General features: G+C 68.1%; 14 protein-coding genes. 1 reads left to right on the top strand and 13 read right to left on the bottom strand.

Features of this window, described 5'->3' with window-relative positions; genetic code table 11:
• Positions 1-30: 30 nt before the first annotated feature.
• The 8 genes from uvrC to MRBLWH13_RS08500 are packed head-to-tail and all read right to left on the bottom strand — an operon-like array spanning position 31 to position 9,384.
• Positions 31-1,947: an excinuclease ABC subunit UvrC gene (gene uvrC, locus MRBLWH13_RS08465; RefSeq protein WP_341958054.1), complete on the bottom strand. Its 1,917-nt coding sequence runs from the start codon at positions 1,945-1,947 to the stop codon at positions 31-33.
• Positions 1,947-4,835, bottom strand: a complete 2,889-nt coding sequence (gene uvrA, locus MRBLWH13_RS08470; RefSeq protein ID WP_341958056.1) for an excinuclease ABC subunit UvrA — start codon at positions 4,833-4,835, stop codon at positions 1,947-1,949. The genes uvrC and uvrA overlap by 1 nt, the downstream gene beginning before the upstream one ends.
• A 58-nt stretch (positions 4,836-4,893) precedes the next feature.
• The gene (locus tag MRBLWH13_RS08475; RefSeq protein ID WP_341958059.1) at positions 4,894-5,427 is read right to left on the bottom strand and encodes a hypothetical protein; all 534 of its coding nucleotides are present in this window, start codon (positions 5,425-5,427) and stop codon (positions 4,894-4,896) included.
• The gene (locus MRBLWH13_RS08480) at positions 5,424-6,674 is read right to left on the bottom strand and encodes a DUF58 domain-containing protein (protein ID WP_341958061.1); all 1,251 of its coding nucleotides are present in this window, start codon (positions 6,672-6,674) and stop codon (positions 5,424-5,426) included. The genes MRBLWH13_RS08475 and MRBLWH13_RS08480 overlap by 4 nt, the downstream gene beginning before the upstream one ends.
• Positions 6,675-6,685: 11 nt before the next feature.
• On the bottom strand, positions 6,686-7,651 hold the full coding sequence (locus tag MRBLWH13_RS08485; protein ID WP_341958063.1) for a MoxR family ATPase: 966 nt from the start codon (positions 7,649-7,651) through the stop codon (positions 6,686-6,688).
• A 1-nt stretch (position 7,652) separates the two neighbouring features.
• The gene (locus MRBLWH13_RS08490) at positions 7,653-8,192 is read right to left on the bottom strand and encodes a hypothetical protein (RefSeq protein WP_341958065.1); all 540 of its coding nucleotides are present in this window, start codon (positions 8,190-8,192) and stop codon (positions 7,653-7,655) included.
• Positions 8,189-8,920 (bottom strand): DUF4129 domain-containing protein, encoded by a 732-nt coding sequence (locus tag MRBLWH13_RS08495; RefSeq protein WP_341958067.1) that lies wholly within the window; start codon positions 8,918-8,920, stop codon positions 8,189-8,191. Before MRBLWH13_RS08495 ends, MRBLWH13_RS08490 begins: the two co-directional genes overlap by 4 nt.
• A gap of 20 nt (positions 8,921-8,940) precedes the next feature.
• On the bottom strand, positions 8,941-9,384 hold the full coding sequence (locus MRBLWH13_RS08500; RefSeq protein ID WP_341958069.1) for a MarR family transcriptional regulator: 444 nt from the start codon (positions 9,382-9,384) through the stop codon (positions 8,941-8,943).
• A gap of 44 nt (positions 9,385-9,428) precedes the next feature.
• Between MRBLWH13_RS08500 and MRBLWH13_RS08505 the strand changes: the two genes are divergently transcribed.
• Entirely contained in the window at positions 9,429-9,671 is a 243-nt protein-coding gene (locus MRBLWH13_RS08505; RefSeq protein ID WP_082488132.1) for a hypothetical protein, read from the top strand.
• Between the two features lie 11 nt (positions 9,672-9,682).
• Here MRBLWH13_RS08505 and MRBLWH13_RS08510 read toward each other — a convergent pair whose 3' ends face one another.
• The 5 genes from MRBLWH13_RS08510 to coaE form a co-directional block, all read right to left on the bottom strand.
• Positions 9,683-10,015, bottom strand: coding sequence for a TfoX/Sxy family protein (locus MRBLWH13_RS08510; protein ID WP_341958072.1), 333 nt, complete (start codon positions 10,013-10,015; stop codon positions 9,683-9,685).
• A 19-nt stretch (positions 10,016-10,034) separates the two neighbouring features.
• Positions 10,035-12,107, bottom strand: a complete 2,073-nt coding sequence (gene uvrB, locus MRBLWH13_RS08515; RefSeq protein WP_341958074.1) for an excinuclease ABC subunit UvrB — start codon at positions 12,105-12,107, stop codon at positions 10,035-10,037.
• Between the two features lie 67 nt (positions 12,108-12,174).
• Entirely contained in the window at positions 12,175-12,966 is a 792-nt protein-coding gene (locus tag MRBLWH13_RS08520) for a GNAT family N-acetyltransferase (RefSeq protein WP_341958076.1), read from the bottom strand.
• A 55-nt stretch (positions 12,967-13,021) separates the two neighbouring features.
• Positions 13,022-14,236: an MFS transporter gene (locus MRBLWH13_RS08525; protein WP_341958078.1), complete on the bottom strand. Its 1,215-nt coding sequence runs from the start codon at positions 14,234-14,236 to the stop codon at positions 13,022-13,024.
• Positions 14,233-14,832, bottom strand: coding sequence for a dephospho-CoA kinase (gene coaE / locus MRBLWH13_RS08530; protein ID WP_341958079.1), 600 nt, complete (start codon positions 14,830-14,832; stop codon positions 14,233-14,235). The genes MRBLWH13_RS08525 and coaE overlap by 4 nt, the downstream gene beginning before the upstream one ends.
• Positions 14,833-14,838 lie beyond the last annotated feature (6 nt).

Here is a 14,838-nt window from a genome sequence, read left to right on the forward strand (position 1 = left end):
GGTTACTCCTTCTCCCCCGCATGCACCAGCCTAGCGAGTGGAGAGATGCGAATGGATGTTCTGAGCGAGCACGGGGCCGATCCCCTGCACCTCTTCGATCTCTCCTGGCGCCGCGGCCCGGAGTGCGGTGACGGATCCGAAGTGCTTGAGAAGGACCTTGATGCGGGATGCACCGAGACCTGGGACCTCGGAGAGCACCGACGAGATGTCGTTCCTGCGTCGCTTGCGCTGGTGAGTGATCGCGAAGCGGTGGGCCTCATCGCGCAAGCGCTGGAGCAGGTAGAGGGACTCGCTGGTGCGCGGCAGGATGACCGGGAAGTCCTCGCCCGGAAGCCAGATCTCCTCGAGTCGCTTCGCGATGCCGCACACCGCGATCTCGGTGTGTCCGGCATCGCGGAGGGCCCGCGCCGCCGCCTCGACCTGGGGCTGACCGCCGTCGACGAGCAGCAGCTGGGGAGGATAGGCGAACCGCGGCTTGCGCTTGACCTCGACGACGACCTCCTCGAGGCCCTCTCCCGTCTCACCGGCGACCGCCACGACCCCTGCAGGGTCGTCGGCCTCCTCCGGGCGGTCGAGGTATGCCAGGCGTCGGCGCAGCACCTGGTACATCGAGTCGGTGTCGTCGGTCGTCTCGGGGATGTTGAACGATCGGTATTGGTCTTTCCGCGGAAGGCCGTCTTCGAAGACGACCATCGAGGCGACAACGTTCGTGCCGCCGAGGTGCGAGATGTCGAAGCATTCGATGCGCAGGGGCGCCTCGGTCAGACCCAACGCTTCCTGCAGATCGGTCAACGCCTGGGTGCGCGCGACGTAATCGCTCGTGCGCCGGGTCTTGTAGCGGATCAGCGCCTGCTGAGCGTTGAGCGTCGCCGTGCGCATCAGGTCGGCGCGCTGACCGCGCTGAGCGACCGCGATCTCGACCTTCTTGCCCCGCCTCTCGCGGAGCCACACCTCGAGCTCGGCCGCGTCGTCGGGAAGGGATGGCACGAGGATGCGCCGAGGCACGTCCTGCGCATCGCCGTAGGCGCGCTGCAGCACCTGGTCGACGAGCTCGGCGCCGGAGATGTCGATCTCCTTCTCGATCGTCATCGCACGGACACCGCGCACACGTCCACCACGGATCACGAAGTGCTGCACGGCGGCGGCGAGCTCGTCTTCCGCGATGCCGAACAGATCCGCGTCCTCGTCGGTCGCCAGCACCAGCGCGCTCTTGCCGAGCACGGCCTCGATCGCCGAGAGCTTGTCGCGGTACTTGGCCGCGGCCTCGTAGTCCATCGCCGCGGATGCCGCGAGCATCCTGGTGGTCAGCTCGCGCGTGAACCGCTCGTCACCGCCGGCCATGAACGCGACGAAGTCGTCGACCATCGCGCGGTGCTCTTCGATCGTGACGGTCATCGAGCACGGCCCACCGCACTTGCCGATCTGCCCGGGGAAGCACGGCCTGCCCGTCTGCATAGCCCGCTTGTAGCTCGAGTCGCTGCAGGTGCGGATGGGGAAGGCCTTGACCATCAGATCGATCGTCTCGTGCACCGCCCAGACCTTGGGGTAGGGGCCGAAGTATCGCGCACCGGGGATCTTGCGATTCCGGGTGACGATCACCCGAGGAGCCTCGTCCCCGAGGGTGACCGCCATGAACGGGTACGACTTGTCGTCTTTGTACCGCACGTTGAAGGGCGGATCGAACTCCTTGATCCACATGTACTCCAACTGCAGCGAGTCGACGTCGGTCGAGACGACCGTCCACTCGACAGACGATGCCGTGGTCACCATCCGCCGCGTGCGCTCGTGCAGGGTGCGCAGCGGCGCGAAGTAGTTCGACAGGCGCTGACGCAGGTTCTTGGCCTTGCCGACATAGAGCACGCGGCCGTCGGCGTCGCGGAAACGGTACACGCCGGGATTGGTCGGGATCTCACCGGCCCTCGGCTTGTACGGCAGCACGTCGGCCATCAGCTGGCCTTCTTCGCGGCGCGCCCCTCACCCAGGATCTCGGCGAGGAACTGACCTGTGTGGCTGTCCTCGACCCGGGCGATCTGCTCGGGAGTGCCGGTCGCCAGAATCTCACCGCCACCGGAACCGCCCTCCGGTCCGAGATCGATGACCCAGTCCGCGGACTTGATCACATCGAGGTTGTGCTCGATGACGATCACCGTGTTGCCCTTGTCGACGAGGCCGTTCAGCACCTCGAGGAGCTTGCGCACATCTTCGAAGTGCAGACCGGTCGTCGGCTCGTCGAGCACGTAGATGCTGCGCCCGTTGCTGCGGCGCTGGAGCTCGGTGGCGAGCTTGACGCGCTGCGCCTCGCCGCCGGAGAGGGTCGTCGCGGACTGGCCGAGGCGCACGTACCCGAGGCCGACATCGACGAGCGTCTTCATGTAGCGGTGGATGGCCTGGATGGGCTCGAAGAACTCCGCGGCCTCCGCGATCGGCATCTCGAGCACCTCGGCGATGTTCTTGCCCTTGTAGTGCACCGAGAGGGTGTCGCGGTTGTACCGCTTGCCGTGGCACACCTCGCAGTCGACGTACACGTCGGGGAGGAAGTTCATCTCGATCTTGATCGTGCCGTCGCCCGAGCACGCGTCGCAGCGCCCGCCCTTGACGTTGAAGCTGAACCGACCCGGCTGGTAGCCGCGCACCTTCGCCTCGGGGGTCTCGCTGAACAGCGAGCGGATCCTGTCGAAGACGCCCGTGTAGGTCGCCGGGTTGGACCGCGGTGTGCGACCGATCGGCGCCTGATCGACGTGCACGACCTTGTCGAGGTTGTCGAGTCCGGAGACGCGGGTGTGCTTGCCGGGAACCGTGCGTGCTCCGTTGAGCCGCGAGGCCAGCACCTGATACAGGATGTCATTGACCAGAGAGGACTTGCCTGATCCGGAGACGCCGGTGACCGCCGTCAGGACACCGAGCGGGAAGTCGACGCTCACGTTCTTGAGGTTGTTCTCACGAGCCCCGACGACGCTGATCTTGCGCTTCTTGTCAAGCTTGCGTCGCTTCGTCGGCGTCGGGATCTCGCGAGCCCCCGAGAGGTACTCCCCCGTCATCGAGTCGGGCTCGTTCAGGAGAGCCGAGTACGGCCCCGAGTGCACGACCTCGCCGCCGTTCACGCCGGCGCCCGGTCCGATGTCGACGACCCAGTCGGCCGCTTCGATGGTCTCCTCATCGTGCTCGACGACGATGAGCGTATTGCCGAGGTCACGGAGCTTGAGCAGAGTGTCGATCAGGCGCCGGTTGTCGCGCTGGTGGAGGCCGATCGAGGGCTCGTCGAGTACGTAGAGCACGCCGGTGAGCCCGGATCCGATCTGAGTGGCCAGTCGGATGCGCTGCGCCTCGCCACCCGAGAGCGAACCGGCCGAGCGGCTGAGGTTGAGGTAGGACAGGCCGACCTGCAGCAGGAAGTCGAGTCGCAGGCGGATCTCGCGCAGCACCTGCGCCGCGATCTTGGCCTCACGATCGGTGAGCGTCAGCGTCTCCATGAAGGAACGGGCATCGGCGAGGCTGAGGTGCGAGACCTCGGCGATCGAGTGGCCGTGCACCTGCACCGCGAGCACCTCGGGCTTGAGCCTGTTGCCGTCGCACACCGGGCAGGGCACCTCGCGGAGGTACTCCCCCCAGCGCGCGCGCTGGGTGTCGGACTCGGCCTGCGCGTACTGCCGCTCGATGTAGGGGACGACGCCCTCGAAGCCGGAGGCGTAGCGCATCTCGCGCCCGTACCGGTTCTTGAACTTGACGGTGACCTTGTAGTTGTCACCGCGCAGGATCGCGTCCTGCACGTCGACTCTGAGGTCCTGCCACGGAGTGTCGAGCGAGAAGTTGAGGTCGTCGGCCAGCCCCTCCAGCAGTCGCTCGTAGTACTGGAAGAGGCCCTTGCCCTGGGTGGTCCACGGGACGATCGCACCCTCGCGGATGGAGAGCTCTTCGTCGCCGAGCATCAGGTCGATGTCGACCGACATGCGCGTGCCGAGTCCCGAGCAGGCCGGGCAGGCGCCGAACGGCGCGTTGAACGAGAAGGTGCGCGGCTCGATCTCGGTGAGCGAGAGCGCGTGACCGTTCGGGCATGCGAGCTTCTCGGAGAACGACTGCCAGGCGTCGTCGCCCTCTTCGTCGACGAAGTTCACCTGAACAACGCCGCCGGCCAGCCCCAGTGCGGTCTCGACCGAATCGGTGACGCGACCGAGTATGTCGTCAGCCGCCACGAGACGGTCGACGACGACCGCGATGTCGTGCTTGTAGCTCTTCTTGAGCGTGGGCGGCTCCGCGAGTTGGATCAGATCGCCGTCGACGATCGCCCGCGAATATCCCTTGGCCCCGAGCTCACGGAAGAGGTCGACGAACTCGCCTTTCTTCTGCGAGACGATGGGCGCGACGATCTGGTAGCGGGTGCGCTCGGGCAGCTCCATGAGCTGGTCGGCGATCTGCTGAACGGTCTGGCGCTGGATGCGCTCACCGCACTCTGGGCAGTGCGGGATGCCGATGCGGGCCCACAGCAGGCGCATGTAGTCGTAGATCTCGGTGATAGTGCCGACCGTCGACCGCGGGTTGCGGTTGGTCGACTTCTGGTCGATCGACACCGCAGGGCTCAGTCCCTCGATGAAGTCGACGTCCGGTCGGTCGACCTGGCCGAGGAACTGGCGCGCGTAGGCGCTCAGCGACTCGACATAGCGACGCTGCCCTTCGGCGAAGATCGTGTCGAACGCGAGACTGGACTTTCCCGATCCGGACAGGCCGGTGAACACGACGAGGGAGTCGCGTGGGATGTCGATGTCGACATTCTTGAGATTGTGGACGCGGGCACCGCGAACACTGAGTTTTCCTGGGGTTGCAACCGGGACGATAGGCACTGATCAAGTCTACGAGGGGCCACGGACATTGGCTCCGTGAGGGCTCACAGGAAGGCGCTCACACTCGCCGCCGCACGTCTGACTGGCGCCGATTCGCCGTCATGAGCAGCAGCACCGCGATCGCGACGACCGCGGCTCCGCCGGCGACGACCGCCCACGGCGCGGTGCCCTCGGCTCCGTCGATGCCGAGCATGACGGCGATCGTCAGCGGCTGGGCGATCGCCTGCACCAGGACGAGACGGATGGCCGTCGGGCGCAGCGCGGCGAGCACGACCCGTGAGCCGCGAGGGATCACGAGCGTCAGCGACGTCAGGACGTGGATCGCGTGCACGACGAGCACCGCGAGCATCGCCCGACCGAGTTCCGGCTCGGACAAGAGCATCCCGATCACGATGCACGCGGCCCCGCCCCACGCGGCGAAAGTCTGCGGGAACACCGCGGCGGTCACCGCAAGGATGACGGCGGCCCACTGCCACCCGACGAGGGGATTGAGCACGAACACCCCGACCGCGACGACGGCGAGCAACACGACCCGCACCACTATCCAGGAGACGACGGGCGCGGTCTGCAACGTGTCGTTCGGAGCTCTCATCGCCCGGCCCTCACGATCTCGCGCAGCGCGGAGGACGGATCGTCCGCCCATGTCACCACGTCGACGCCCGCACCGTGCAGGTCGGCGAACACGTTCTCCCGCTCCGCCAGCACCGTCCGCAGGCCGATGAGCTGAGGGCGGGTGAGGCGGGAGCGATCGAGCCGCGGCAGCACGTCGATCGCGACGACGCGGTGACCGCTCGCCCGCCACATCAGCGCGGTCTGGGCGGCAGCACCCTGGAAGAACGTGGACAGGACGAGGACGACCGACCCGTGCGGGACATGCGGGGTCCTGCGGAAGGCCGCGTCATCGCGCGCCTGCCCCGTCGCCGCGATCGCCGCTTCGAGGCGTGCGAGATGACGAGAGCCTCCGCCGCTGCGCACCGAACGCCCGCCATGCATGAGGACATGCAGGGCGACGCGGTCGCCGGCATCGATAGCCGCCCCGGCGAGTCCCCGAGCGGCCTCACGGGCGTTGTCGAGCGACGTCACGCCGCTGCGCTCGAAGTCCCCGCTCCCCCACGACGACACGACCGCGCCGAGGTCTTCCGAGGTGTCCATCGCGATCACCACGGACGCATCGCTCAGTGTGTGGGTGCGCCGCACCAGCAGATCACCCGGCCTCCGCGCCATCCGCGCTGTCGCGCGCCAGTCGACGCGACGCAGCTCGTCTCCGGGCGCGAACGCGTGGATGTCCCGGAAGTCACCGCCCTGCCCCGGGCGCCGCCCCTCGTGCGAGCCGTGCAGACCGGTCAGGCGTCTCGGCAGCGGCAGCATCCCGACCGTTCGCGGTGACGGAGCGACCTGGCGTCTGCTCCTGACGATCTCGGACGGCGCCGCGAGCACGGCACCGTCGAGAGCCAGACCGCGCGTCGAGACCTGCACAGGGAGCGCAGGGCCCGAGTGGAGGACGCGGCTGCGTGCGAGGACCGTGGCGCCGTCGCCGACGCCGGGAACGATCGCGCGTCGAGTCCTGCGCTCGGACTGCACGACGACCAGCTCGACCATCTCGGCGTCGCTCTCGACCGAGATCCCGGTGAGCAGCTCGCCGTCGGCGCTGGGACGCGAAGCGACGATCGGCACGGCCCCGACACCCGAGGTTCCTCGCCCGAGGGCGAGAGCACCCCACAGGGCCACGGGAAGACCCATCGCGACGACGTCCGGACGCGAGAACAGCAGTCCGATGACGGCGAGGACGATCGCGCCGGCGATGGCGACGACCAACGCGGGGCTCCAGCGAGCGTGCATCGGTGGCCTCGTCACACGCGCTCTTTCACGGTCGGAGGAACGGGCACCTGACCCACCACCGCTCGCACGACGTCGGCGGCTGAGGCACCCTGCGCCCAGGCCTGCGGTGTCAAGGTGAGGCGGTGTGCGAGCACGGGCACGGCGATCCGCTTGATGTCGTCCGGCCGCACGAAGTCCCGACCGTCCAGCGCTGCCAGGGCGCGACCCAGCAGCAGCAGGCCGAGCGAGCCGCGCGGGGAGGCCCCGACTTCGACATTGGGTGCCGTCCGTGTCGCGCGTGCGATCTCGACGCAGTAGCGCGCGATGTCCGCGTCGACATGGATGCCCTCGACCACGGTCTGGAGCTCGACCAGGCGCTCCGCATCGATGACGGCGGCGACATGCGCGGCCTCCTGCCGTCGGCTGACGCGGTTCTGGAGGATCTGCGCCTCACCTGACACATCGGGATACCCCACCGAGAGCCTGACCATGAACCGGTCGAGCTGCGCCTCGGGGAGTGCGTATGTGCCCTCGTACTCGATGGGGTTCGACGTGGCGATCACGTGGAAGGGAGCGGGCAGCGGGAAGCTGTTGCCTTCGACCGTGACCTGCCGCTCGGCCATCGCCTCGAGCATCGCCGACTGCGTCTTCGGCGTCGTGCGGTTGATCTCGTCCGCCAGGAGGAGACCGGTGAAGATCGGCCCCGGCCGGAAGACGAAGTCCGATGAGTCGGGCGCGTACACGTACGACCCCGTGACATCGCCCGGGAGCATGTCCGGGGTGCATTGGAGCCGACGGAACGAGAGCCCCAGCGCCGAGGCGAGGCTGCGTGCCGCAAGGGTCTTGCCGAGCCCTGGCACGTCTTCGAAGAGCACGTGTCCCCCGGCCAGGATCGAGGCGAGCGCGATCTCGAGCGGGTCATCCATCCCGACGACGACGGTGCGCACGGCGGTGAGGATTCGAGCGCCGGCCTCGGCGATCTCGGCGGACGTTGTCATGTCATCTCCTGTGTCTCGGGAACAGCACAGCACGGCTGGTGAATGAGGGCGGTGTGCCGGGCGTCGCCGTCGTCGTCTCTGCGGCGCGCTCCGGGGTGAGAGCGTCGATCGCGTCGAGCGCTCGTTCGATGTCGACGATGGTGGTGCCAGAGCCCTCCAGCCGAGCCCACAGGTCGGGACCGATCAGCGCGACGACCTCCGACCTTCTCGCGGGGTCTGACGGGTCTGCTCCGCGTCGTTGGAGTCGTTTCCGCAGGGCTTCCCGCACGCGGCGCGTGATCTGCGTGCCGGCGAGCCCTGTGTGCGTGTTCAGCGCCCAGGCCATGCGGGAGATCTCCGTCGGCCGGCGATCGGGCTCGATCGCGATGTGCGGGGCGTCGACGCTGGGTTCGAGCGGCATGGCGAGCTGCGAGAGAAGCGCGAGCGCCCCCACGAGAAGACTCCACCCGATCACGAACGGCCAGGTGAAGCCGAAGCCGGTGAGCACCAGCGCCGCGAGCACCGCGGTCGCCACGGCAGCGAGGGTGCGCCCCCACCTCATCGCCATACCTCTTCGATCCGGCGGAGCGCAGCGCGGGCGGCGTGCCTCTCGGATTCGGTGGCGTGGTGGGCACCGAAGCGCACCCGCTCGAACAGAGTCAACAGCTCCGCGGCGTCGTCCGAGATGCCGGAGCGCCGCGTGATGATCCTGAGGGCGAACTCTCCCGGCGTCTCGCTCGGAGCGCGTGCGACCCCTGCCTCCGCCGCACTCTCTTCGAGGCCGACCCACGCGGCGATGACGGCGTCTGTCGGCAGCGCGCGCTCGTCGATGGCCTGCAGCGCCCCGGCGATACCGCGCCGGATGGCTTCGACCACCACCTCAGGTTCGGGAACCGCAGCCACCTCAGCGACATCTGCGGCGACCTCGGCTCCGTCGCGCCGCTCCGTGGGCCTGTTGCGCCAGGCGCGCAGCAGCGCTCGAACGATGATCACGAGGAGCGCGATGACCCCGGCAGCGACCAGGAGCATCAGGATCACTGCGAACACCTGCACCACGGCGGCGCTCGTGGGGTCGACCTCGACCTCTTCCGGAAGCCCCGTCGCGCCGGGCGCAGTCGTGGGAACCGGCGGCTCCGATGGGAGCGGCACCGGCTCCGACGGACGGAATGTGGGTGGACCCTGGATCGCGGCGGCGATCATCACGATGAGGAAGAGCGCGGCGACGGCGCTCACGAGTCCGAGCCGACGAACACCCCGACGCGCATCGGTCGTCGGACGTTCACTCGGCATGCCCACACCCTATGACGCGGTCACTCCGGGGCGGGGCGCCGACCCGCGAAAGCCGACAACCCGTCGCGCAGCGCTGCGATCTGCGCGAGATCCATGCCCACCGCCGCCATGACCTGGCGAGGAACATCGAGCGCACGCTCGCGGAGCGCCCGACCGGCATCCGTGAGGGTGATGTCGAGGCGGCGCTCGTCTTCCGAGCTGCGCTGCCGGGCGACCAGGCCGTCGACCTCGAGGCGCTTGACCAGCGGCGACGCGGTGGCCGGCTCGAGAGCGAGATCAGCGGCGAGATCATTGAGCTGGCGCGGAGCACGCTCCCAGAGCGCGAGCATCACGAGGTACTGCGGATGTGTGAGTCCGAGCGGCTCCAGGATCGGCCGGTAGATCGCGACGACGTTGCGCGCGGCGGTCACCAGGGCGAAGCAGAGCTGGTTGTCCAGCTTGAGCAGATCATCCGTAGCGGTCACGGCTCGACTATACAACGGCACTAATAGTTAGTACACTAAGCAACATGGCACGCTCCAGTGATCGCCCTCCTCTTCGCTCGCGCATCCGCGAGGCAGGTGGTCTCTATTCCTGGATCAATTCGAATCTGATCCGGTTCGCCGGCCCGGCATCGGTCGGACCCTACGAGAAGACGCCTCCCCCGAGCGCTGCCGAGAGAGCGGAACGGGCCTGCCCGCTCTGCGGGGCCCCGATGAGTGAGCACGAGATCGATCGCTCAGGCCCGAAGACACTCGTCCACTGCCCCTGACGCTCGCGCGGTCAGTCGTCTCGGGCTGCGTCCTCGCGCGCGACGTCGAGCCAGAAAGCCAGATCGTCATCGCCGACCAGCGCTCGTGGCGACACATCGAGCCATCCGGTGCCCATCGTCCGGGGCCCCATGACCGCCGCCTCGACGCCGGTTCTGGTGATCAGGGCAGCGCCGTGCTCTTCGTCCACTCGAACGAGGAGCACGCCACCGCTGCGGGCTCCGACCAGGATGTGTCCGTCGAGGAGGAAGGCGCGGGTGCCGAACATCCGCTTCTCCTCGACGCCTCCGTCGAGGGTCAGCAGCGCGCGCACGCGGTCGGCGAGCTCTTCTCCTGACGCATCCATCGTCATCGCCTCCGGGGGCTCAGGCGTGCCCTGCCTTCTCCATGGCACGCAGCTCCTTCTTCATGTCCTGGACCTCATCGCGCAGTCGCCCGGCGAGCTCGAACTTGAGTTCGGCCGCAGCAGCGAGCATCTGGTCGGACAGGTCCTGGATGACGGCTTCGAGCTGTTGAGCACCCTCGGCCGCGATTCCCGTGCGACGGAGGTTCGGTGTCGGCGACTTGCCCTTGCCCGTCGCACGCCCGCGCCCGGACATCATCTCGGCCGTGTCCGCGCCCTCGCGAGCGAGCACCTCGGTGATGTCGGCGATCCGTTTGCGCAGCGGCTGCGGATCGATGCCGTGCTCGAGGTTGTAGGCCACCTGCTTCTCACGACGACGATCTGTCTCCTCGATGGCCTTGGCCATCGAATCGGTGATCTTGTCGGCATACATGTGCACTTCACCCGACACGTTTCGCGCCGCGCGACCGATCGTCTGGATCAGCGAGGTGCCGGAGCGCAGGAAGCCCTCTTTGTCGGCATCGAGGATCGCCACCAGCGACACCTCAGGCAGGTCGAGACCTTCGCGGAGCAGGTTGATGCCGACGAGCACGTCGTAGACGCCGGCCCGCAGCTCGCTGAGCAGTTCGACACGACGGAGCGTGTCGACATCGGAATGGAGGTAGCGCACCCGCACGCCGTGCTCTCCGAGGAAGTCGGTGAGCTCTTCGGACATCTTCTTCGTGAGCGTCGTGACGAGCACGCGCTCGTCACGACCCGCGCGAACCCGAATCTCTTCGAGGAGATCGTCGATCTGCCCCTTGGACGGCTTCACGATGATGTGCGGGTCGACGAGGCCGGTCGGGCGGATGATCTGCTCGACCACGCCGTCGGCGATGCCCATCTCGTATTTGCCGGGGGTCGCCGACAGGTACACCGTCTGACCGATGCGGTTCTTGAACTCGTCCCAGCGCAGGGGTCGGTTGTCCATCGCGCTCGGCAGGCGGAATCCGTGTTCCACGAGGGTGCGCTTGCGCGAGGCATCGCCTTCGTACATCGCACCGATCTGCGGCACCGTGACGTGCGACTCGTCGATCACGAGCATGAAGTCGTCGGGGAAGAAGTCGAGCAGCGTATGCGGCGGCTCGCCGGGCTGACGTCCGTCCATGTGTCGGGAGTAGTTCTCGATCCCCGAGCAGAAGCCCAACTGCTGCAGCATCTCGAGGTCGAATGTGGTGCGCATCCGCAGACGCTGTGCCTCGAGCAGCTTGCCCTGACGCTCGAACTCCTTGAGCCGCTCTTCGAGCTCGTGCTCGATGGTGCCGATCGAGCGCTGGATCACGTCGGTTCCCGCCACGTAGTGCGAAGCGGGGAAGATCGGAACCGCATCGAGCTTCTCGATGACCTCACCGGTGAGCGGATGCAGCGAGTACAGCGCCTCGATCTCGTCGCCGAACAGCTCGATGCGGATCGCGTGCTCTTCATACACCGGGATGATCTCGATCGTGTCGCCGCGCACACGGAAGTTGCCTCGCGAGAAGTCGACGTCGTTGCGGTTGTACTGCATCGCGATGAACTGCCGGATGAGCGCATCTCTGTCGTACCGCTCCCCCACCTGGAGCGCGACCATGGCGCGAAGGTACTCTTCAGGCGCGCCGAGGCCGTAGATGCAGGAGACGGTGGAGACGACGATCACGTCGCGGCGGCTGAGCAGCGAGTTCGTGGTCGAGTGACGGAGACGCTCGACCTCGGAGTTGATTGACGAGTCCTTCTCGATGAAGGTATCGGTCTGCGGGACGTACGCCTCGGGCTGGTAGTAGTCGTAGTAGGAGACGAAGTACTCGACCGCGTTGTTGGGCATCAGCTCGCGGAACTCGTTGGCGAGCTGGGCGGCGAGCGTCTTGTTGTGCGCGAGCACGAGCGTCGGGCGCTGCACCTGCTCGACGAGCCACGCGGTGGTGGCCGACTTGCCGGTGCCCGTCGCGCCGAGCAGCACGATGTCGGTCTCGCCGGCATTGATGCGGGACGCCAGCTCGGCGATGGCCTTCGGCTGGTCGCCGGCTGGCTCGTACTCGCTGACGACCTCGAACGGACGGACACTGCGCGTGGGTTGCATACCTCCAGCGTATGCCGGGCCACCGACACCGGGGTCGCGCGTCCGTCAGCGGCGAACGGGGAGCCGCTCAGCCCGACTCCGGCGTCCAGACGTAGGGAGTGGTGGTCGACACCTTGATCAGCCCTGCGCGCTCGAGTATCGGCCGGGAGAACTCCGTCGAGTCGGACTGGAGGTACCGCTTGCCGCGAGCGAGAGCGGAGCGCGCGCGTCGCGCGGTCAGTGCGCGGTAGATCCCCCGGCCACGCCACGACTCGATCGTCGCACCGCCCCAGAGCCCCGCGAAGTCCGTCGCCGCCACGGGTTCGAGGCGGCCTGCGCTGATCACCGCGCCGTCCGCGACGGCGATCCACAGCTCCACCGTGTCGTCCGAGCGGATGCGCTGCAGAGTCGTCTCCACCCGTGCACGCCAGTGCGGATCGTCGAAGACGGTGCCCTGCATCTCCTCCATGGCCAGCACCTCCGCCTCGGTGCGAGCTCGGCGCAGCTCGACTCGGTCGGGAACCGCGACCTCCTCGGCGAGCAGCGCCGCCTCGCCGATCATGATCGACTCGGTGTCCTCCGGCACGAACCCGCGCGCGATGAGCGCATCGTGCAGACCGGGAGCGTAGTCGTGGCCGCGAGTCTTCCACTCCACGCTCGTGATGCCGGCGATGCCGCGGAAGTGCTCCAGCGCGGCGTCGACGAGCTCGGCGGCCCGCGCGGCATCCGCTCCGCCCAGGTTCGCATACGACACGAACCCGCGGCCGCCCGGGAACACTGCGAGACGGAGGGGCCCCATCGGGGCCACCGCCAGTGCGTGAGCGGTCTCGGCATCGGTTCGGAGCTGTGCGTCGTAGGCCGCGAGGAGATCCAGGCTCATGCGCCCATCCTCTCAGGAAGCCGCTGCCCTGCGACTCTCGCGGCGCCGCACCCGCTCACGAGGAACCGGCGGCTGGCGATCCGCGCAGCTTCGCGACCGCCGAGGACGCCGCGAGGGCGCACATCGCGAGGACCGCGACGATGAACCACACCCAGTCCGCCTGGCCGAACACGATGCCGAGCGCCCAGCCGAACAGACTCGATCCTGCGTAGTAGCCGAAGTAGTAGAGCGAGGATGCCTGTGCTCTGCTGGCGGGTCCCGCAGCCGCCGGCGCCCACCCCGATGCCACGGCGTGCGCACCGAAGAAGCCTCCGGTGAAGAGAAGCAGCCCGATCAGCACGATCGGAGTGGAATGAGCGAGCATCGCGGCCGCACCCGCGGCCATCACGGCGATCGCTCCCAGCAGCACCGGGTATCGCCCGAAGCGAGAGGCCAGGGACCCTGCCCACGGGGACGAGACGGTGCCGGCGAGATAGGCGAGGAAGAGCAGCGTCACCACCCAGGCCGGCAGCGCGAAGGGCGGTTCGGCGAGGTGGAATCCGAGGTAGTTGTAGACGGCCACGAACGCCCCCATGAGCAGGAACCCCTGGGCATACAGAGCGAGCTGGCGCCCCGAGCGCAGCGGCGCCAGCAGGCGCGTGAGCATCCTCGGTCCGGCGTCGTCACGGAACCTTCCGGGGACGAAGCCCTGTGCCTTCGGCGTCAGCCACAGGAACAGCACTGCCGCCAGCGCGCACAGCCCCGCGACCGTCCACATGCCCTCCCGCCACCCCGCCTGCTCGCCGACGATGCCGGACACGACCCGGCCGACGAGCCCACCCACCGTCGTGCCCGCGATGTAGCTTCCTGCTGCGGCGGCCGAGTTTCGCGGGCTGACCTCTTCACTCAGGTACGCGAGCGCGACCGCAGGCACAGCCCCGAGCGCGACGCCTTCGAGCAGGCGCAGCGTCAGGAGCATCTCCATCCCCGCGCTGAGTGGGGCGAGGAGCCCCAGCACGGTAGCCGTGAGCACGCCGATCGCCATCGCCTGCACCCGCCCGATGCGATCGGCCACCATCGACCATGGGATGACGGCGGCCGCCAGCCCGAGCGTCGCCGCCGACACGCTGAGCGCCGCGCTCGCCGGCGAGATACCGAGAGCTGTGGACAGCTGCGGCAGCACGGCCTGGGGTGAATAGAGCTGCGCGAAGGTCGCGATACCCGCGAAGAACAGACCGACGATCAGACGTCGGTAGACGGGCGATCCCGGGGTGTGACCGGTGAAGGTCACGACGTGCTGATCCGCTCCCAGAGATCATCCGTCTGAGCGAGCGTCTGCTCCAGCGATCCGGACGTATCGATGACGACGTCGGCGATCGCCAGGCGGCGCTCATCGGAGACCTGCGCGTCGATCCGCTCCTGCGCGGCCTTCTCCGCCATCCCGCGGATCTCCACGAGCCGACACCTGCGCTCCTCCACGGGCGCATGTGCGACGACGATCAGATCCCATGGATCGTCGACCCGCGCTTCGACCAGAAGCGGCACGTCGTACACGACCACCGTCGCGGGGTCTGCGGACATCGCCTCGTCGAACCGGCGCTGCGACTCGGCGCGGACCGCAGGGTGCACGATCGCGTTCAGCTGCGCCAGCTGCCCGGCATCCCCGAACACCTGCGCACCGAGGGCGGCACGATCGAGCGAACCGTCGGCGGCGATGACCTCTGCACCGAACGTCTCGGCGATGGCTGCGAGAACAGGGCTCCCTGGTGCCTGCACGTCGCGGACGATCTGATCGGCGTCGACGACGACTGCTCCCCTCTCCGCCAGTCGTCGTGCGATGGTCGACTTCCCGGAGGCGATGCCGCCGGTGAGCGCGATGAGAGCCATGCGGCC

The organism is Microbacterium sp. LWH13-1.2 (assembly GCF_038397735.1).
In the GTDB taxonomy this organism is placed as follows: domain Bacteria; phylum Actinomycetota; class Actinomycetes; order Actinomycetales; family Microbacteriaceae; genus Microbacterium.